Source organism: Nocardioides luteus (assembly GCF_014648595.1).
In the GTDB taxonomy this organism is placed as follows: domain Bacteria; phylum Actinomycetota; class Actinomycetes; order Propionibacteriales; family Nocardioidaceae; genus Nocardioides; species Nocardioides luteus.
In genome coordinates this window covers 153747-171218 of record NZ_BMRK01000011.1, presented here as the reverse complement: position 1 = coordinate 171218, position 17472 = coordinate 153747, and the positions used below count along the sequence as shown (strand labels likewise).

Sequence of the window (17472 nt, the reverse complement as noted above, 5' to 3'; positions counted from 1 at the left end):
GAGAAAAAGATTCCGCCTATATCGGGGCGGCGGCGAGGGGTGTGGCGCGAGCTCATGAGGCTTCGAAAGAGCCAGCGTCCAGCCAGGGCACTGACCCCTCGCCCCCGCTGGTCGAGCTTGTCGAGACCACCCCCTGCGGAACATCGGCCTCCCTGAGGCGCGCAACAGATCGGGGCGGGCGTTGCTCGAAGAGGGGTCTCGACAAGCTCGACCACCGAAGTCACCGAGGTCGCCAGGGCGTGGGTCAGATATCCGTGCGGCGACTGAACCGGATCCGCCCGTCAGGCAGCCGGTCATAGGTGTACTTCGGATCGTGGATCCGATGATGATCACGCGGACACAACAGCACCATGTTCGCGAGATCTGTCTTTCCACCCTCGCCCCACGGTTTCAGATGATGTGCCTCGGTCCAGGCTGCCGGTGCATCGCAGTCCTCTGCTCGACAGCACTTATCTCGTAGGCGGAGTGCGCGGTGTTGGATCGGATGCGCCAGCCGGGCGGTGCGGCCAAGATCGAGGACCTCGGAATCGGTGCCAAGGACCACCGGGACGAGGTCGGCGTTGCACGCCATCCTGCGGGCCTCAGCAGCGGTGATCTTCTCACCGTCGAACCTGAGCGAAGCGGTCGCGAGGTCCTTGCGGAGCTCCTCGAGACTCATCGTCACGAACACCGTGGTCGCGTGCCCACCATGACGAGGCAGGTTCTCCACGTCATAGGTCTCAATCACCCGCGCGAACGCCTGGCCGAGCAACCGGTCATAGGGTGCTTTGCGGCCCTTCTCCTCGGCCGACCACTTCCGTGGCTGGGCGAGCGAGTCGAGCATGGTGCGCAGCCGCAGACCGACCGCACGAGAGACCCGAGCCTGGATCTCCACCGTGCCGTCGCCGTTGTCGCGGGACTGGAAGAAGGTGCGCCGTTGGGCGTGCTCTTCTTCCCGCTGCAGAGCTTTGGCTTCAGCGGCCTCGAACCGGTCGGGGTCGACCTGCATCAAGATTCGTTTGCCGGCGTTCTCGAGTTCTTTGGCGGTGAACCAGGTGGCGTGCTCGACCAACAGCTTCTCGGCCAGGAGGAGGTCTTCGGTGCTGGCGGCCGGGTCGGTCTCGATCTTGTCGAGGGCTTTGGTGATCACCCGGGCCTTGTCTTGGGACAACACACCGTCTGCGAGACCTCCGGCGACCAGCTCGTACTTGGTCAGGCTTGCAGCGAGGTTCACCTGCGAGCGGGCGACGCCCTTGTCGACCAAGAGCTCGGTGCGCATCCATCCGGAAACGTCTTTCGCGCCGGTCTCTTCGGCGATATCACCAGAGGCAGCGAGCACACACTCGGGCCGCCGCCCCGATAGCCAGCCAGATCTTTTCTCGACCTGTCTCGGTGTCCAGGACCGCGAAGCGGCCGGCGAAGCCGGCGGCCGTAGGCCGTCCTTGACTCCGGGACGGATCGAGAAGACCCTCAGGAAAGGGTCGGCGGGCCACGGTCGGCTTCGGTGATCGTTTCCGGCAGGGGGGTCTCGACAAGCTCGACCTCCGGTGGTCACCACCAGGGGCTGGCGTTGCGGGTGGGGTGGTCTCGACAAGCTCGACCTCCGGTGGTCACCACCAGGGGCTGGCGTTGCGGGTGGGGTGGTCTCGACAAGCTCGACCTCCGGTGGTCACCACCAGGGGCTGGCGTTGCGGGTCGGGTGGTCTCGACAGGCTCGACCTCCAGTGAACACCGGCAGGGGCTGGCGTTACGGGTGAGGTGGTCTCGACAAGCTCGACCACCCAGAAACTCCGGTCTCGACAGGCTCGACCACGAACCCCTCAGGAGCGCTCGATGTCGTCGTCGATGCGGTCGCCGAAGCGGTCTCGCCGATCCTCGGACGCAGCGAAGACAGAGGCACCGGAGCGGTTGCCGAGGGTGATCTCGTTGAAGAGCAGGTTGAGGAGGACGGCGACGAGAGCGGTGGCGCTGATGCCCGAGTGCATGATGACGCCGAGCCACTCCGGGAAGGCGTCCCAGAAGGTCGGGGCGGCTATGGGGAGGATGCCTACGGCGATGGCTACGGAGACGATGACCATGTTGAGGTTGTCCTCGTAGTCGACGCGGGAGAGCGTGCGGATGCCGGAGGCGGCAACGGAGCCGAAGAGGACGATGCCGGCGCCACCCAGCACGGGATAGGGGATGGCAGCGACCACCGCGCCGACCACCGGCAACAGCCCGAGCAGCAGGAGTACGAGGCCGCCGGTCGCCACGACGTACCGGCTCCGGATCCCGGTCAGGGCCACCAGACCGACGTTCTGCGCGAAGGCGCTGCACGGGAACGTCCCGAACAGCGGCGCTACCGTCGTCGCGGCCATGTCTGCACGCAGACCACCGGCAACCCTTCGGGCGTCGACGTCGGTCTCCACGATCTCGCCGATCGCCAGGATGTCGGCGGTCGTCTCGGTCATGATCACCAGCACCACGATCGTCATCGAGATGATCGCACCGACCTGGAAGGTCGGGGTGCCGAAGTGGAGCACCGGCGGCACCGCGACGAGGTCGGCCTTGCCCACCGAGGAGAAGTCGGCCTGACCGGCGAACACCGCGATCACCGTCCCGACGACGAGCCCGATGAGGATCGAGAGCCGCGAGATCGCGCCCTGGAACACCCGGCTGATCACCAGGATGATGAGCAGCGTCAGCCCGGCGTACGCGATGTTGGTCATCGATCCGTAGTCCGGAGCCGCAGCGTCGTTGCCCATCGCCCAGCGGAACGCCACCGGCATCAGCGAGAGGCCGATGACCGTGATGATCGTGCCGGTGACCACCGCCGGGAACAGCCTGACCAGCTGCGCGAAGAACGACGACAGCACCAGCCCGATCACACCCGCGACGATGATCGCGCCGAAGACCGGCCGCAACCCGTCCTCGCTGGCGATCGTCACCATCGTCGAGACGCTGGCGAACGAGATGCCCTGCACGATGGGCAGCCGGCTGCCGAAGGGGCCGAGGCCGAGCGTCTGCAACAGCGTCGCCAGCCCCGACACGAAGAGTCCCGCAGTCACCAGCAGCGCCAGGTCCGTCGCCGAGAGCCCCGCCGCACCCCCGACGATGAGCGGCGGCGCGATGACGCCGCCGTACATCGTCAGGATGTGCTGGGTGCCGTACGCGAGGAGCTGGCCCGGCGGGTGCTTCTCGTCCTCCGGGCGGGCCGGGAGCGATGCGGTTGCCTGCCTCCTACGACCGAGCATGGCCCGGCCCTCAGCAGAATCCGGGGATGGCGTGCCAGGCGTTCCCGGCGTCAGGGGCCTCGTCGCGTACGACCGAGGCTTCGATCAGACCGTAGGGCCGGTCCGCGGCGAAGAAGACCTCACCGGGATTGTCGAGGCCGAACGGCGAGAGGTCGGAGAGGAAGTGGTGCTTGTTGGGCGCGGAGAACTTGATCTCGGCGACGTCGGCGTGCTGCTCGAGCACCGACGTACCCATCCCGTTGAGCGTCTGCTGCAGCGCGAGGCTGTGGATCTCCGCGAACCGCTGCAGCAGCAGCGCGCGGATGGAGTCGTACGACTTGTCCCAGTCGACGTCCGTGCCGGAGTAGCGCCAGCGGGCGACGAGCGAGGTCGCCAGGATCCGGTCGGTGGTCTCCTGCAGGGTCGTGTACTCGTCCTTGAGGAAGCCGTGGAACTCCGAGCCGGTCGACTTGAGCACGACCAGGTCCTTGATCCCCGAGACGACGTGCGCCACCCGGTCGGCCCCACGGCCGTCGACGTTCACCACAGTCGTCCGTACGCCGCCACCCGACCGGACGAAGGAGTGGTCGTGACCGGCGCCGTCGACCTCGATGCGGTCCCAGGCGTACTCGTCGACCTCGACCCGCGCGCCCTCGGCGGCCGGGCAGGCCTCGAGATAGCGGTCGGCGAGCGCGAGCGCGAACTCCTCGATCGAGGCGACCCCGATCTTCTTCGCGTAGGCGAAGACGGTGTTCTTCTGGGTGTCGGTCGGCAGGACGTCCTTCTGGTCGCCGCTGATGTGCGCGTCGTCGAAACGGCCGCGCAGCGCGGTGGAGACGTTGAGGTCACGGATCTGGTGACGCGGGGTGTCGCGGTAGATGCGTACGACGCGGTTCTCGGCCTTGCCGTACTGATTCGGTCCAAGGTGGATGGGCATGTCAGCTCCCTCGGTAGGTGGAGTAGGCGAACGGGCTCAGCAGAAGAGGCACGTGGTGGTGCCGCCGATCGGTGACCGCGAAGGTGACGGATACCTCGGGGTAGAAGCACTCCTGACCGCTCGCCGCGCAGTAGGCGGCGGTGTCGAATCGGAGCTGGTAGGTGCCGGCCGGGGCCTGATCGGGCCCCAGGTCGGTCACCCGGCCGTCGTCGTCGGTGACGGCGTCGGCCAGAACAGTGGGCTGATGAGAATCAGCATCGATCCGGCTCAGCCGGACGGGGACACCGGCGGCCGGGCGGCCGAGCGCGGTGTCGAGCACATGGGTGGTGATGGCGCTCGTCATGCCGACACCTCGGCAGACAGGACCCGCTCGAGGCGGAGCAGCGCGATCCGGCGCAGCTCGTCGGCGACGACGGCCGCCTCGGTCTCGACGTCGTTGCCGAGCCGCGACCGCAGCGAGGCGAGCACCTGGTCGGCCGAGAGCCCCGAGGCGCGGATCAGGAAGACCCGCCCGAAGCGCTCCTCATAGGCCCGGTTGCCCTCCGCGAGCGCCTGGGCGGTGGCCTGGTCGGTGTCGACCGCGGCCTGCTCGCGCCGCGACCAGGCGGCCTCGGCGTGCTCACCCTCGGCCCGCACCCCGATCCGCGGGTGGGCGGTCAGCGCCTGCTCGACGTCGGCGGCGGTGAAATCGCGGGCCGCCTCGTCGGCGGCACGGACCAGATCGGCCTCGGTGCCGTAGGGACGCCCGGCCAGGACGGCGTCGACCCAGCGCGGCGCGGCGCAGCAGGCCAGCAGCGCGGGCCGTACGACATCGGCCGGTGAGGTGTTGAAGGTCTGGAGATCCATGAACCATTCTCTCTCGCTATGCGGAAACTGAATTCCGTACAGCAACAGAGTGGCATGTGTCTCACGTCACAGTCAACAGTTTGTTGAAAAACAGCGAGCGCCCTAGTCGCGCTCGCGATTCAGGTAGTTGTAGACGGTGAAGCGGGTGACCCCGAGCGCCCCGGCCACGATCTCGGCGCTCTTGCGATAGTCGAAGGCGCCGCGCTCCTCGAGCAGCCGCACCGCCCGCTGCTTCCCCTTGCGGTCCAGGTCCTTCAGATCGCCGCCGAGCTCGTCGGCGACCTCGGCCAGCAGCCCCTCCAACCCGTTGGCCGTACGCCGCGGAGCCTCGTGTCCCTCGACCCGCACCTGGAACGTGATCTGGTCGGCGCCGTGGTCGAGCCCGGCGGCCACCACCTCGGCGAGGGTCGCCAGGACGGCGTCCCGCTCGCCGCGCACGGACGTGCCGAGCGGTCCGAAGTCGCACTCGAGGCCGGCCTCCCGGGCGGCCTCGAGTGCGGCGGTCGCGTGCTCGGGCGGCTCGCCCTCGCCGCGGAAGGGCTCGGTGGTGAACTCGGCTTCGACGCGCATGCCGGCAGGCTACCCAGCCGGCCGCCGTGCCAGCTCGTCGAGCTTTGCCCGGTCGATGCCGGCCAGCCGCTCGACCTCGTCGGCGGCGACCGCGCCGCACTCCACCCCGCGCACCACGAACGCGGCCAGCGCGGCGGCCGTCGCGGGCTCGTCGAGATAGCTGGAGTCGCCGCCGTGGACGTACGCCTTCAGTCGGGCAGCCGCGACGTCGAGCCCGTCGCGGAAGAACGCGTAGGTCGCGACGTAGCGGCTGGGCAGCTGGGCCGGGTGCAGGTCCCAGCCCTGGTAGATCCCGCGCGCCAGCGAGCGGCTGACCAGCCGGGAGTGGAGCCGCCAGGCGTCGCGTACGGCCTCGGGACCCCCCACCGGGAGCACGTTGGTCGAGCCGTCGGAGACGAAGACGCCGGTGCCGGCCGCCGCCACCTGCATCACGTCCTTGGCATGGTCGGCGACCGGATGCTCCATGCTCTGGAAGGCAGCCGCGACGCCGAGCGAGGCGGAGTAGTCGTAGGTGCCGTAGTGGAGGCCGGTCACCCGGCCGGCTCCGGCGGCGATCATCCGGGCGACCAGCGCGGTGCCGTCGGAGCCGAGGATCGCCTGCGGCGTCTCGACCTGGATCTCGAACCGCAGGCTCCCGGCCTCGATGCCATGAACAGGCTCGAGCGCGTCCAGCGCGGTGACCATCGCGGTGACCTGCTCGACCGAGGTCACCTTCGGCAGCGTGAGCACGAGCCCGTCACCGAGACCGCCCGCACGGGCGAGCTCGCCCAGGAAGAGATCGAGCGTACGCAGCCCGCGCCGTCGCGTCGGAGCCTCGAACGACTTGATCCGGATGCCGTGGAACGGCGGCGCCGAACCGTCCCGCACGGTGGCGGCGAGCGCCCGGGCTGCCGCGATCACCGCGGCGTCCTCGTCCTCGTCGGGCCGGTTCCCGTAGCCGTCCTCGAAGTCGATCCGCAGGTCCTCGATCGGCTCGGCGGCCAGCTTGGCCCGCACCCGGTCGTAGACGGCGTCGGCCAGGTCGTCCCCCAGCCCGAAGATCGCAGCGACCTCGGCCGGCGCCGCCGCATGCTCGGCGAGCGCCTGGCCCGAGTCGGTCGACCACTGCACAACCGTCTTGTCGGAGTAGCGGTCGCCCGGGACGTAGACCGTGTGCACCGGCTGGCGTACGCCACGGTCCCCCGGATAGCTCGCGGCCAGCGCAGCGTCGGCACCGGCGAGCGCCCGGTCGAGCCGGGCGGCGAGCTCCTCGAAACCGCTCACAGGCCGACCACCTGCTCGTAGGCCGGCAGGGTCAGGAAGTCGATGTAGTCGTCGGCGAGCGCGACCTCCTCGAAGATGGTGCGCGCCTGCTCGAGCTGGTGCTCGATCCCGTCGGCCGCGGCGAGCAGCTTGGCCATCTCCTCGTCCAGCACGCGGCGTACCAGCTCGGCAGTCACGACGGTGCCGTCATCGAGCTTCGAGGAGTTGTGCACCCACTGCCAGATCTGCGAGCGCGAGATCTCGACCGTCGCCGCGTCCTCCATCAGGTTGTGGATCGCGACCGCACCGGCACCACGCAGCCAGGCGTCGAGGTAGACCAGCGAGACCTCGACGTTGTCGCGCAGCCCGTCGAGGGTGATCGAGCCGTCCGCGGAGGAGACGTCGAGCAGGTCCTCGGCGGTCACCTCGACGTCGTCACGCTGACGGTCGACCTGGTGGGGCCGGTCACCGAGCACGCCGTCGAAGATCTCCCGGCAGATCGGCACCAGGTCGGGGTGGGCCACCCAGGAGCCGTCGAAGCCGTCACCGGCCTCGCGCTCCTTGTCCTCGCGCACCTTCGCGAACGCGACCGTGTTGACGTCGACGTCACGCCGGCTCGGGATGAAGGCGGCCATGCCGCCGATCGCGTGCGCGTTGCGGCGGTGGCAGGTCTTGACCAGCAGCTGGGCGTACGCACGCATGAACGGCGACGTCATCCCGACCGTGGCGCGGTCGGGCAGCACGAAGGACGGGCCGGCGTCGCGGAAGTACTTGATGATGCTGAACAGGTAGTCCCAGCGGCCGGCGTTGAGCCCGGAGGCGTGGTCGCGCAGCTCGTAGAGGATCTCGTCCATCTCGAACGCGGCCGGGATGGTCTCGATGAGCACGGTCGCGCGCACGGTGCCGTGCGGGATCCCGAGCTCGGCCTGGGCGAAGGTGAAGACGTCGTTCCACAGCCGCGCCTCGAGGTGGCTCTCCATCTTCGGGAGGTAGAAGTACGGGCCGCTCCCCCGCTCCACCAGCTCGCGGGCGTTGTGGAAGAAGTAGAGGCCGAAGTCGACCAGGGCGCCGACGACCGGCTTGCCGTCGACCACGATGTGCTGGTCGTCGAAGTGCCAGCCGCGCGGGCGCATCACGATCGTGGCCAGCCGCTGGTCGGTCTTGAGCTCGTAGAGCTTGCCCTGCGGCGACATCGCCGAGATGTGGCGGCGCACCGCGTCGTAGAGGTTCACCTGGCCGCCGACGACGTTGCTCCAGTGGGGCGTGCTGGCGTCCTCCATGTCGGCCAGCCAGACCCGTGCACCCGAGTTGAGCGCGTTGATCGTCATCTTCCGCTCGGTCGGGCCGGTGATCTCGACCCGGCGGTCCTGGAGGTCCTCGGGGGCGGGGGCGACGGTCCAGTCGCCGGCGCGTACGTCGGCCGTCTCCGGCAGGAAGTCGAGGCGTCCCGTGCGCGCGACCTCCTCACGGCGGGCCTTGCGGGCGGCCATCAGCTCGTCGCGGCGGTCGCCGAAGCGTCGCTGCAGCTCGGCGACGAACTCGAGAGCCTCCGGGGTGAGGATCTCGTCTCCTCGCTCGACCTCGTCACCGGTGATCTGAATGTTCACGAGCTCCACCCTCCCAGGGCACAGGTTTCCTTTGAATGGATTCTTCTTTCCGCATTGCGGATATTAATCCGCGCCCACCAGGGGCGCAACCAGCGGAATTTCGCTCCGGCGGCGCTAGACTTCCGTCATCCGGAAGAACGTACCTATGCGGTACCCATGAGATCGGGAGTTCAGGTGAGCGAGAACGCGAAGGCGCCGAAGCCACGCGCCGGGGCCGTGCAGTCGATCGAGCGGGCCTTCGCGCTGCTCGAGACGATGGCCGACGCCGGCGGCACGATGGGGCTCTCGCAGCTCGCCGCCGCCTCTGGCCTGCCGCTGCCGACCATCCACCGGCTGGTGCGCACCCTCGTCGACCTGGGATACCTCCGCCAGGAGGCCAACCGGCAGTACGTCCTCGGCCCCAAGCTCATCCGGCTCGGCGAGAGCTCCTCGAAGATGCTCAGCACCTGGGCCCGCCCCCACCTCTCGCGCCTCGTCGACGAGGTCGGCGAGTCGGCCAACCTGGCCATGCTCGACGGCGACCAGATCGTCTACGTCGCCCACACCGAGTCGCGACAGTCGATGCGCATGTTCACCGAGGTCGGCCGCCGGGTCTCTCCGCACTGCACCGCCGTCGGCAAGGCGATCCTCGCCGACATGGCCCCCGACCTGGTGCGCGACATCCTCCGCCGCACCGACATGGTCCCCTACACCTCGACCACCATCACCTCACGCGACGAGTACCTCGGCCAGCTCGAGGAGGTCCGCGAGCGCCGCTACGCCACCGACGAAGGCGAGCAGGAGGCGGGCGTACGCTGCGTCGCCGTCGCCGTCCCCGACTACGCGCCCCGCCTGGCGATGTCGATCAGCGGTCCGACCGGACGGATGAGCGACGACCTCATCGAGCGCGCCGTGCCCCTGCTCACCGAGGCCGGCAAGCAGCTCGCCGCCGACCTGGCCTGACCGCCCTTCGGCAGGCGCTCAGCCGCCGTAGGGCACCGTGATGATCTCCAGGTTGTGCCCGTCCGGGCTCTCCCAGTAGACCCCGCGGCCGCCGTCGTTGTGGTTGATCCGGCCCTCTTCACGGTGGAACGGATCGGCCCAGTAGGTGATGCCCCGCTCGACGATCCGCCCGAAGATCTCGTCGAACTCGTCCTCGGTCACCTTGAACGCGTAGTGCTGCGGCCGGAAGTCGTGGTCCTCGACGACGTCGAGGCTGACCTGGTTGGAGAGCTCGACGACCCGGAACGGGCCGTAGACCTGCGCCTCCGGGAGCCCGAGGATCTCGGTCAGATGGGTCGCCGTCGCCTCGCGGTCCGAGGCGTGCACGATCGTGTGGTTCAGCTCGACGCTCATCGGATTCTCCTGTCTCGCTTCTCGTCGACTCTAGGTCGCCGAGGCGATCTTGCCGACCGAATTCGGCGTCAGCCGGGGGTCACCAGCCTGAAGGACGTACGTTGCCCAGCACCCTGGTCACGGTGATCTCGATGACGACGCGCTCCGGGTTGGGCCGAGGTGCGCGATACCGCTCGGCATACCTTCGCTCCGCCTCAGCGACCGACTCCGCATCGTCCTTGACCACCGCAGTCCCCTCGAGCGTGCACCACCGCCTCCCCTCGACCTGGCTCACCGCCACCCGGGCATCAGGCTCCGCCGCGCGCACGTTGCGCACCTTCTTGCTCGTGCCGCTCGCGATCACCCGCGCGACCCGCGCCTCCGGGTCGTACGTCACGCCCACCGGCACCAGGTGCGGACTGCCGTCCGGGCGGCTGGTGGTCAGGAAGCAGAGCCGGCGCTCGCGCCAGAACTCGTCGCCGTCAGGGGCGGGTGCGTCGTCGGTCATGGGTGCTCCTTCAGGTCCCGGGCGTGGCTCAGTGATAACACCCCGGCGTCCGGAAACCCATCCGCCGGGCCTCGCGCTGCCCGAGGATCGTTCAGGGTTCGATAGAGCACCCAGCTGAGCAGCGGCATCGCGATGAGCGGCGTCAGCGCGGTCTGCAGCGAGGTGGCATCGACGACGGCGCCGATGACCGGGCTGGCGAGACCTCCGATGCTGACCGTGAGCCCGAGGGTGATGCCGCTGGCGGTGCCGACCCTGGCGGGCAGGTAGTCCTGGCCGAGGGTGACCTGAAGGGAGAACGGGACGTACAGGCCGACCGAGCTCAGCGCGACCAACAGATACATCGGAGGCCCGGGGGCCCAGACCACTCCGGTGATGGCGGCGGCGGTGAGGACATAGGACCACCGGGACACCGTGACCCGGTCCCACCGGTGCGCCAGCGAGCCGCCGAGCAGGGAGCCTACGATGCCGCCCGCGTACAGGACGAACAGCGCGGCGGTGCCGGCGGCCGTGCTGCCGCCCAGGCGCTGCTGGGCGTAGAGCGCGATGAACGTGCCGAGCCCGACGAAGGCGACGGACCGGAAGACCACCGCGAACGAGAGCCTGACGAAGGCCGCCACGTCGTCGGCGCGCGGGTCGTGGTGGGCCGTCGGGCCAGTGGTTCGGCGCCGCACAAGCGTGGTCAGCACCGGAAGGGTGACGGTGACGCCGATCAACGCCGGAACCACCAGGACAGGGGTCAGGCGTAGCCCGCCGGTGGCGACGCTGGCGGCGACCAGGAGCGGCGCCAGCGCGAATCCGACGTTGCCGCCGGTGGAGAAGATCGCCATCGCCCGGTGGCTGCCCGCGCTGGTGACACGGGCCAGGCGGGCCGCCTCGGGGTGATAGGCGGCGACGCCGATGCCGGAGACGGCGGCGAACGTCAGGGTGAGCGCGTAGGAACCGCCCAGGCCGCTCATCGCGATCCCGACGCCTCCGGCGAGGGTGCTGAACGGTACGACCCACCGCGTCGCCCGTCTGTCGGTGAGCACCCCGAAGACGGGCTGGGTGACCGAGGAGAGCAGCGAAGCGGCCAGCACGATGCCCGACGCCGCCGCGTACGTGTAGTCCCGCTCGGCGATGAAGAACGGAACCAGCGCGGCGACCGCGCCCTGGTACACGTCGACGCAGGCATGGCCGACTGCAAGCAGCCAGATGGCACGGTTTCTCTGCACCCATCGATCCTGGCCGGCAGATTCCTTGTCCTGCTTCCGTTAATCTGTCAATCGATGACGAATATCCGCCACCAGCCGAGCGCTCCGACGCGTACGCAGCTGGTGGCCGCCGGCGGCGTGATCGACGCGCATCGCCACGACGACCACCAGATCGTCTACGCAGGGCGGGGCGTTCTGTCCGTGACCACGCACAAGGGCTCCTGGGTCGCGCCGGGGAACCGCGCGATCTTCGTCCCCGCCGGTACGGTGCACGCCCACCGAGCTCACGGCGACGTCGACCTCCATCTGCTGGGCCTGCCGGCCTCCGAGAACCCGCTCGCTCTGGCCGACCCGACCGTCCTCGCGGTCAGCCCGTTGCTGCGCGAGCTGATCGTGGCCTATACCAGCGGTGACCCAGCCGCCACTCCCGAGCGGGCTCGGCTCCGCGCGGTCCTTCTCGACCAGCTGCGTATCTCCCCGCAGCAGCCGCTCCACCTGCCGACGCCCAGCAACACCGTGCTCCTCGACCTCTGCCGCATCCTGCAGGACGACCCCAGCGATCAACGCACGCTCGAGGACCTCGGCCGCGAGGTCGGCGCCAGCGCCCGCACCCTCTCCCGCCTCTTCCGCAGCGACCTCGGCATGACCTTCCCGCAATGGCGTACCCAGCTGCGCCTTCACCGAGCCCTGATCCTGCTCGCCGAGAACACCCCCGTCACCACCGTCGCCCACCGCTGCGGATGGTCCTCGACCAGCGCCTTCATCGACGTCTTCAAGCGCACCTTCGGGCAGACTCCTGGGTCTCACGAATCACGCGGTCGACGAGCAGGCTGACCTGTGGTCGGCCTCGCCTGATTCGGCCTGCACGACCGTACGTCGACCCAGCCCCCAGGCAGACAGCGGTCGACACTGAACGGATCCCAGACATGCGAAACGCCCCGGCGACCAGTGTTTGCGCTGGTCACCGGGGCGTTCTCCCTGGCGTGGCAGGTGAAGGATTCGAACCTTCGAAGGCAAAGCCGACGGATTTACAGTCCGCTCCCATTGGCCGCTCGGGCAACCTGCCTGGGTTGTGCGCGTACTCCAAAGATGGGGCCCGCGACAACGGAAACAATAGCGCAGGGGCTGGCGGCGTACGAAAACGGGACGAGGTCCTAGGGTGAAGGCAACCACAGACCTGGTCAGAAGCTAGAGGAGAGAGTCATGGCTGACTCGTCGTTCGACATCGTGAGCAAGATCGACCGCCAGGAGGTCGACAACGCGCTGAGCCAGACGGCGCGCGAGGTTGCCACGCGGTTCGATTTCAAGGGGACCAACGCGACGATCGAATGGAGCGGTGAGCACGGGATCGAGATCTCGGCCTCCGCCGACGACCGCGCCAGCGCGGTGCTCTCGGTCTTCCAGGACAAGCTGATCAAGCGCAAGCAGTCGCTGAAGATCCTCGACGCGAGCGAGCCGCGCCAGTCGGGGCAGCAGTCGAAGATCTCGATCACCCTCAAGGAGGGCATCTCCTCCGAGGACGCCAAGAAGATCTCGAAGCTGATCCGCGACGAGGGGCCGAAGGGCGTCAAGGCGCAGATCCAGGGCGACGAGCTCCGCGTCTCCTCCAAGAAGCGCGACGACCTGCAGACCGTGATCTCGCTGGTCAAGGCGCAGGACTACGACTTCGCGGTGCAGTTCATCAACTACCGGTGACCCGCGGTGTTGGGCCAGGTCAGCGGCCTATCCGCTGGACCTGGTCCGCGCCTGGTCCGCAAGAACGGACCGGGCGAGCTTGGAGGCGGCCGCGCGCGTCTTGTCTTCCGCGCTCGGCCACAGGTGTGAGTAGGTGTTCAGAGTGATGGACGGCTTGGAGTGCCCCATCGCCTCCTGGACGGTCACGACGTCGCAGCCGTCCGCGATCAGGCCCGAGGCGTAGAAGTGCCTCAGGTCGTGGATGGTGAAGGCCTCGAGCCCCACGCGCTCTCGCACGCGCCGCCAGGAGTGGCCGGCGCTGTTGCGCTGGTAGACGTAGCCACCGGTCCCGAAGATCCACTCCTCGCCCGGGTGGGTCGGGTCCTCGGTGAGGCCGTGCTTCTCGATGTGCACGGCGAGGATCGTCATCAGCTCCTCCGGCGCGTTGAGCCAGCGTTCGGACCCGTGCTTCGGCGGTACGACTCTCGTGTTGCCGCGGGACGTTCCCTGGATCTGCCGCTCGACCCTGACCTTGCGCCGGAGGAAGTCGATGTCGGGGACCTGCAGGCCGGCGACCTCGCCGAGCCGCGGGCCGACGAGCGCGGCCGTCGCGATGAACGCGTAGAACTCCGGGTCATGCTCCGCGGCGTCGTTCAGCGCAGCCGCGACCTGCTCGGGCGTCGGGATGGTCATGGCCGCCGCTGCTCGGCGCTCCCTGGGGAGGCGTACGCCGTCTGACGGGTCCGAGGAGATGACCTTGTCGGAGACGGCGCCCTTGAGCACCGACCGCACGACGCTGTACCTGACGCCGATGGTCGACGGCGCCAGGCCGCGCGTGTGCATCGACTTCACCCACTGCTCGAGGTGCGACTTGCGCAGCTCGCCGAGCGGCACGTCCGCGAACGTCACCGAGCCGATAGCCGTCTCGTTGCCCTCGCGGGTGCTGTCGGCCCAGATCTGCCGCGCCGTCCAGCGCTCGGCGAAGGTCGAGAACGTGACCTTGCCGGCCTTCGGGTCGGCCCAGAGTCCGGTGATGATCGCAGCGGTCTGCTGGTCGAGCCAGTCCTTCGCGTCGGTCTTCTTGGTGAACGACTTCGTGATCTCCGGCGCGTTGGTGTGCGGCCGGTAGCGAGCCATCCACCGCTTGCCCACGCCGTCGCGCTTGGTCGGCTTGCCGTTGCGATCGCGCCAGCGGTCGTCGATGGACGCGCTCATTGCTCTCCCGCCTTCCCCTGGATGGCCTTGCCCAGGAACGTCTTGCCGGTCTGCGGATCAATGCGTTCCCGCGCTCGCTGCACGTACAGCCGCGCCGTCCGTGGCTGCTTGTCGAAGTGCTCGCCGACCGCCTGCGTAGGCTCGTGCTCGATGTTGGCGCGGTAGACCTCGGCGACCTCGCGCAGCAACTCGTCTGTGATCTTCGCCTTGCGGGCCGCCCGCGCCTGGCGGACCTCTCGAATCGCCGCGCGCTGCGCGTCGCCGGTCGGCAATTGCGAGCCATCCCCGAAGTCCCCGGTCCACAACAGGTCTCTCGTGGTCTGCTCTAGCAGGTCTTCGATGCGTACGCCCGCGAGGCCCGAGACCTTCACCTCGTGGTCGGTGTCCACGGCGGTGATCCTGACCTCGCGACACACAGGGGACCCCGCCACCACCTGCCATGTGATGTCGATGTTCGGGGCGTTGTCGTCGAAGTCGAACAGGTGGGCAGTGAACCGCTCTGGGACCATCACCGACCCCAACTGGACTCGCCTGCTACTCACGCTCAACTCGCGCTTGTGCTTTGGAATGGCCATCCGGCCGCCCTCTCTCTAGGCATTCAATCTGTCTGCCGTATGCCTAGGTACTGTACGGCATATGGCGGCACGATACTAGGCATGACAGCCCCCGAGTTTGTCGGACTCCCTGATCCGAACGTGCAGCCCACGATGTCGGTCTGGCCCGAGGCGGCCGGCATCCTCCACCTGAGCAAGGCGTCCGCCTACGCCGCGGCCGAACGCGGCGAGATCCCGACCATCCGCATCGGCCGCCGGCTGCTGGTGCCGACTGCGGCCCTCCGCCGGCTGCTGCAGCTCGACGCACCGCTCGACGCGGAAGGGGCGTAGGGGAATGGTCATCAACTCCTCGGCGGCCGCCGAGAAGCTCGAGCTGCTCACGCTCCAGCAGGTCGCCGAGCGCTACAACATCGAAGAGAACACCCTGCGCTACTGGCGAGCCCAGGGCACCGGCCCGAAGTCGGCTCGCCTCGGGCGGAGGGTGATGTACCGCCGCGCCGACGTCGAGCGCTGGATCGACGAGCGGTTCGCCGACGACGGAGTGGCATGAGTGGCCGCTTCGACTGGGAGCGCGCAATCCGGGCTCTGCCGCTCCGGCCGCCGGTGCTCAAGCTGGTCGCGTTGGTGTTGGCGACGTACGCGGACAGGGATGGCGCCAACGCTCATCCCGGCGAGGACCGCCTGGCCGAGGACTGCGGGATGAGCCCTCGAAGCGTTCGTCGTCACCTGGCGGAGCTTCGCGAACTCGGGCTGATCGAGCGGGTGTTCAAGGGCTCGTCATACGGCCGTGCGAAGGCCGCCGACGAGTACCGACTCATCGTGCCTGCCGACATCCAGTCGCGGGTCGCCGAACGGCTCGAACACCGGTCACCGATGACCGGAGATGACCAGCCGATCACCGGTCACCCGTGGCCGGTGATAACGCCAGGAACACCGGACACCGGTGGTCAGAACACCGGACACCCACAGCAGAACACCGGACACGCAGCGTACGGAACACCGGACACCGGTGACCGCCCACCAGATCATGACCAAGGACGAGACCAACCAGGACCAGCACAGCATCCACTCCCAGCCTCATCCTCAGCACGCGCGCGCGACGACTCGGCCGCGATGGATGGGGAGGTTGACGAGCTGATCGACGGGACGAGGCCGCACGCCTACCGGCCGGACCCCTGGGACGTCGCCTGTGAGACGTGCGAGCTCCCCCAGAACCACCCCCGCCACATCGACACCCTGCTCCTGGAGGCCAAACCGTGACCACACTCCACGACGAGCGACTGCGCCGAACCCGCCTGGAGCTCGACCAGCTCCGCGCCCAGCACCAGACGTTCGCCGAGACCACCAACGCGTTGATCAACGAGCAGAACCAGACCATCGCCCAACTGCGCGCCGAGCTGGCCTGCGCCACCGAGGCCGAGACCGCACAGGCGCGTACGGCCCAGCAGTTCGAGCGGCTCTACCGCTGGGTGCTCGACCACATGAGCGACGAGCACGGCCGTAGCCGCGGAGATGTAGCCGCGGCCCTGACAACCCACCTCGCAGCCGACACGACCGAGGAGGCGACCGCATGAGCGCCTACCGCTGCAGCTACTGCGATCAGCCGCTGACTTTCTGCGACGGCAAGACCAGGGTCCCTCATCTGAGCTGGTGTCCTCGAGCGCCGTACGACCCGCCGCCGGCCCGCCGGCATCAGCCAGTGACCGACGAGTCAGCGTCTCCGGAGGCGCTGGGAGGCGCTGAACTATCGAGCCACTCCACCGGAGGCGGCCGTCCCGACCTTGCTCGACCCAGCCCCGCTGCCCAGGAGGTGACCAGGTGATCACCACGACCATGACCGACGTCGACATTGCCCGATCGGTGCGCTGCTCGACCTGCTCGGCCGGCGCCGGCTGCGACTGCATCAGCGCTCGAGGCCGCCGGCTCGTCCGATCCGTCCACGTCGCTCGCCTCGAGGCGGCTCGAGCGGAAGCGAGCGACCGATGAGCTGGATCCGCTGCAGGAAGGGTCACCAGCACTGGGGCCACCGCGGCGCCGCGGGTCTGCTCGTGGTCGCCCGCGGGCACGTGCTCCTCCAGCTCCGCTCGCAGCGCGTCCAGCTCGGCGGCACTTGGTCCATCCCCGGCGGCGCCCTCGAGTACGGCGAAAGCGCCGAGGAGGCCGCACTCCGCGAAGCACGCGAGGAGACCGGGCTCAACCCCGACGCGGTCGATCTGGTGACCGAGCACGCCACCAGCTGCGGGGGCTGGACCTACACGACCGTCATCGGGACCGTGCCCACCCTCGAGCCCCTGCCGCGCTCGTACGGCGGAGAGACCGCGGCGCTCCGCTGGATCGCCGCCGCCGACGTCGAGACGTACCCACTTCACCCCGGCTTCGCCGCGTCATGGCACGCCGGCCTCCTGGACCTGATCGAAGGGCTGAGCAACCATGCCGAGTGACGAGTACCTACGGTTCAAGGCCGCGGTGATCAGGTCAGAGAGCGCGTCACCCCTGGCGTTCGGTCGGGCACGGGAGCAGCAGCGCCTGATCGACTGGCTCCAACGCTTGCTCGACATCGGCGACCCCGACGCACACGCCGACGTCGAGAGGCAGTGGCGCGATGCACTGCGGCTGCCCGGCAG

22 protein-coding genes and 1 tRNA gene are annotated in these 17472 nt (G+C 68.9%); 9 read left to right on the top strand and 14 right to left on the bottom strand.

Annotated elements, in window-relative coordinates:
- Positions 1-244: 244 nt before the first annotated feature.
- The 8 genes from IEY81_RS15225 to aceB all read right to left on the bottom strand — a co-directional run bounded on the left by IEY81_RS15225 (position 245) and on the right by aceB (position 8393).
- On the bottom strand, positions 245-1318 hold the full coding sequence (locus tag IEY81_RS15225; protein WP_229787894.1) for an HNH endonuclease signature motif containing protein: 1074 nt from the start codon (positions 1316-1318) through the stop codon (positions 245-247).
- 481 nt (positions 1319-1799) lie between these two features.
- Positions 1800-3212, bottom strand: a complete 1413-nt coding sequence (locus IEY81_RS15220; protein ID WP_189119326.1) for a nucleobase:cation symporter-2 family protein — start codon at positions 3210-3212, stop codon at positions 1800-1802.
- Positions 3213-3222: 10 nt separating this feature from the next.
- A complete protein-coding gene (gene pucL, locus IEY81_RS15215; protein WP_189119325.1) occupies positions 3223-4128 on the bottom strand; it encodes a factor-independent urate hydroxylase in 906 nt (301 codons plus the stop codon).
- Position 4129: 1 nt separating this feature from the next.
- A complete protein-coding gene (uraH, locus tag IEY81_RS15210; RefSeq protein WP_189119324.1) occupies positions 4130-4471 on the bottom strand; it encodes a hydroxyisourate hydrolase in 342 nt (113 codons plus the stop codon).
- Entirely contained in the window at positions 4468-4974 is a 507-nt protein-coding gene (uraD, locus tag IEY81_RS15205) for a 2-oxo-4-hydroxy-4-carboxy-5-ureidoimidazoline decarboxylase (RefSeq protein WP_189119323.1), read from the bottom strand. The genes uraH and uraD overlap by 4 nt, the downstream gene beginning before the upstream one ends.
- A gap of 102 nt (positions 4975-5076) precedes the next feature.
- Complete coding sequence (locus IEY81_RS15200) at positions 5077-5544, bottom strand: helix-turn-helix domain-containing protein (RefSeq protein WP_189119322.1); 468 nt, start codon at positions 5542-5544, stop codon at positions 5077-5079.
- Between the two features lie 9 nt (positions 5545-5553).
- Positions 5554-6807, bottom strand: coding sequence for a DUF6986 family protein (locus tag IEY81_RS15195; protein WP_189119321.1), 1254 nt, complete (start codon positions 6805-6807; stop codon positions 5554-5556).
- On the bottom strand, positions 6804-8393 hold the full coding sequence (gene aceB / locus IEY81_RS15190; protein WP_189119320.1) for a malate synthase A: 1590 nt from the start codon (positions 8391-8393) through the stop codon (positions 6804-6806). The genes IEY81_RS15195 and aceB overlap by 4 nt, the downstream gene beginning before the upstream one ends.
- Positions 8394-8567: 174 nt before the next feature.
- Between aceB and IEY81_RS15185 the strand changes: the two genes are divergently transcribed.
- The gene (locus IEY81_RS15185; RefSeq protein WP_229787893.1) at positions 8568-9335 is read left to right on the top strand and encodes an IclR family transcriptional regulator; all 768 of its coding nucleotides are present in this window, start codon (positions 8568-8570) and stop codon (positions 9333-9335) included.
- An 18-nt stretch (positions 9336-9353) separates the two neighbouring features.
- On the opposite strand, the gene IEY81_RS15180 is transcribed toward IEY81_RS15185, so the two are convergent.
- The 3 genes from IEY81_RS15180 to IEY81_RS15170 all read right to left on the bottom strand — a co-directional run bounded on the left by IEY81_RS15180 (position 9354) and on the right by IEY81_RS15170 (position 11426).
- Complete coding sequence (locus IEY81_RS15180) at positions 9354-9728, bottom strand: VOC family protein (protein ID WP_189119318.1); 375 nt, start codon at positions 9726-9728, stop codon at positions 9354-9356.
- Positions 9729-9807: 79 nt separating this feature from the next.
- Positions 9808-10215 carry a pyridoxamine 5'-phosphate oxidase family protein gene (locus IEY81_RS15175; protein ID WP_189119317.1) on the bottom strand — a complete coding sequence of 136 codons (408 nt, stop codon included), beginning with the start codon at positions 10213-10215 and terminating at the stop codon, positions 9808-9810.
- Positions 10212-11426, bottom strand: a complete 1215-nt coding sequence (locus IEY81_RS15170; RefSeq protein ID WP_189119316.1) for an MFS transporter — start codon at positions 11424-11426, stop codon at positions 10212-10214. Before IEY81_RS15170 ends, IEY81_RS15175 begins: the two co-directional genes overlap by 4 nt.
- A 54-nt stretch (positions 11427-11480) precedes the next feature.
- Here IEY81_RS15170 and IEY81_RS15165 point away from each other — a divergent pair, with 54 nt between their 5' ends.
- Positions 11481-12239, top strand: a complete 759-nt coding sequence (locus tag IEY81_RS15165; protein WP_189119315.1) for an AraC family transcriptional regulator — start codon at positions 11481-11483, stop codon at positions 12237-12239.
- 150 nt (positions 12240-12389) lie between these two features.
- Here IEY81_RS15165 and IEY81_RS15160 read toward each other — a convergent pair.
- Positions 12390-12471 (bottom strand) — tRNA-Tyr (locus IEY81_RS15160).
- A 137-nt stretch (positions 12472-12608) separates the two neighbouring features.
- Here IEY81_RS15160 and IEY81_RS15155 point away from each other — a divergent pair.
- Positions 12609-13100, top strand: a complete 492-nt coding sequence (locus IEY81_RS15155; protein ID WP_189119314.1) for a YajQ family cyclic di-GMP-binding protein — start codon at positions 12609-12611, stop codon at positions 13098-13100.
- Between the two features lie 27 nt (positions 13101-13127).
- On the opposite strand, the gene IEY81_RS15150 is transcribed toward IEY81_RS15155, so the two are convergent.
- Both IEY81_RS15150 and IEY81_RS15145 read right to left on the bottom strand, forming a co-directional pair.
- Positions 13128-14294, bottom strand: a complete 1167-nt coding sequence (locus IEY81_RS15150) for a tyrosine-type recombinase/integrase (RefSeq protein ID WP_189119313.1) — start codon at positions 14292-14294, stop codon at positions 13128-13130.
- Positions 14291-14869 carry a hypothetical protein gene (locus IEY81_RS15145; RefSeq protein WP_189119312.1) on the bottom strand — a complete coding sequence of 193 codons (579 nt, stop codon included), beginning with the start codon at positions 14867-14869 and terminating at the stop codon, positions 14291-14293. Before IEY81_RS15145 ends, IEY81_RS15150 begins: the two co-directional genes overlap by 4 nt.
- 81 nt (positions 14870-14950) lie before the next feature.
- On the opposite strand from IEY81_RS15145, the gene IEY81_RS15140 reads away from it, so the two are divergent.
- The 6 genes from IEY81_RS15140 to IEY81_RS24240 form a co-directional block, all read left to right on the top strand.
- Complete coding sequence (locus IEY81_RS15140) at positions 14951-15178, top strand: helix-turn-helix domain-containing protein (protein ID WP_229787892.1); 228 nt, start codon at positions 14951-14953, stop codon at positions 15176-15178.
- 4 nt (positions 15179-15182) lie between these two features.
- On the top strand, positions 15183-15398 hold the full coding sequence (locus IEY81_RS15135; RefSeq protein ID WP_189119311.1) for a helix-turn-helix transcriptional regulator: 216 nt from the start codon (positions 15183-15185) through the stop codon (positions 15396-15398).
- Positions 15395-16108, top strand: a complete 714-nt coding sequence (locus IEY81_RS15130) for a helix-turn-helix domain-containing protein (protein ID WP_189119310.1) — start codon at positions 15395-15397, stop codon at positions 16106-16108. The genes IEY81_RS15135 and IEY81_RS15130 overlap by 4 nt, the downstream gene beginning before the upstream one ends.
- Positions 16105-16422, top strand: coding sequence for a hypothetical protein (locus IEY81_RS15125; protein ID WP_189119309.1), 318 nt, complete (start codon positions 16105-16107; stop codon positions 16420-16422). Before IEY81_RS15130 ends, IEY81_RS15125 begins: the two co-directional genes overlap by 4 nt.
- Positions 16423-16830: 408 nt before the next feature.
- Positions 16831-17289 (top strand): NUDIX hydrolase, encoded by a 459-nt coding sequence (locus IEY81_RS15120; RefSeq protein ID WP_189119308.1) that lies wholly within the window; start codon positions 16831-16833, stop codon positions 17287-17289.
- A partial coding sequence (locus tag IEY81_RS24240) for a hypothetical protein (protein ID WP_229787891.1) occupies positions 17279-17472 on the top strand: 194 nt, incomplete at its 3' end. The genes IEY81_RS15120 and IEY81_RS24240, both read left to right, overlap by 11 nt.

Bases quoted from the DNA above. Each gene is read 5' to 3' on its own strand.
- IEY81_RS15220 (WP_189119326.1), bottom strand. From the start codon at position 3,212: ATGCTCGGTCGTAGGAGGCAGGCAACCGCATCGCTCCCGGCCCGCCCG.
- pucL (WP_189119325.1), bottom strand. From the start codon at position 4,128: ATGCCCATCCACCTTGGACCGAATCAGTACGGCAAGGCCGAGAACCGC.
- uraH (WP_189119324.1), bottom strand. From the start codon at position 4,471: ATGACGAGCGCCATCACCACCCATGTGCTCGACACCGCGCTCGGCCGC.
- uraD (WP_189119323.1), bottom strand. From the start codon at position 4,974: ATGGATCTCCAGACCTTCAACACCTCACCGGCCGATGTCGTACGGCCC.
- IEY81_RS15200 (WP_189119322.1), bottom strand. From the start codon at position 5,544: ATGCGCGTCGAAGCCGAGTTCACCACCGAGCCCTTCCGCGGCGAGGGC.
- IEY81_RS15180 (WP_189119318.1), bottom strand. From the start codon at position 9,728: ATGAGCGTCGAGCTGAACCACACGATCGTGCACGCCTCGGACCGCGAG.
- IEY81_RS15175 (WP_189119317.1), bottom strand. From the start codon at position 10,215: ATGACCGACGACGCACCCGCCCCTGACGGCGACGAGTTCTGGCGCGAG.
- IEY81_RS15165 (WP_189119315.1), top strand. From the start codon at position 11,481: ATGACGAATATCCGCCACCAGCCGAGCGCTCCGACGCGTACGCAGCTG.
- IEY81_RS15155 (WP_189119314.1), top strand. From the start codon at position 12,609: ATGGCTGACTCGTCGTTCGACATCGTGAGCAAGATCGACCGCCAGGAG.
- IEY81_RS15150 (WP_189119313.1), bottom strand. From the start codon at position 14,294: ATGAGCGCGTCCATCGACGACCGCTGGCGCGATCGCAACGGCAAGCCG.
- IEY81_RS15145 (WP_189119312.1), bottom strand. From the start codon at position 14,869: ATGGCCATTCCAAAGCACAAGCGCGAGTTGAGCGTGAGTAGCAGGCGA.
- IEY81_RS15140 (WP_229787892.1), top strand. From the start codon at position 14,951: ATGACAGCCCCCGAGTTTGTCGGACTCCCTGATCCGAACGTGCAGCCC.
- IEY81_RS15135 (WP_189119311.1), top strand. From the start codon at position 15,183: ATGGTCATCAACTCCTCGGCGGCCGCCGAGAAGCTCGAGCTGCTCACG.
- IEY81_RS15130 (WP_189119310.1), top strand. From the start codon at position 15,395: ATGAGTGGCCGCTTCGACTGGGAGCGCGCAATCCGGGCTCTGCCGCTC.
- IEY81_RS15120 (WP_189119308.1), top strand. From the start codon at position 16,831: ATGAGCTGGATCCGCTGCAGGAAGGGTCACCAGCACTGGGGCCACCGC.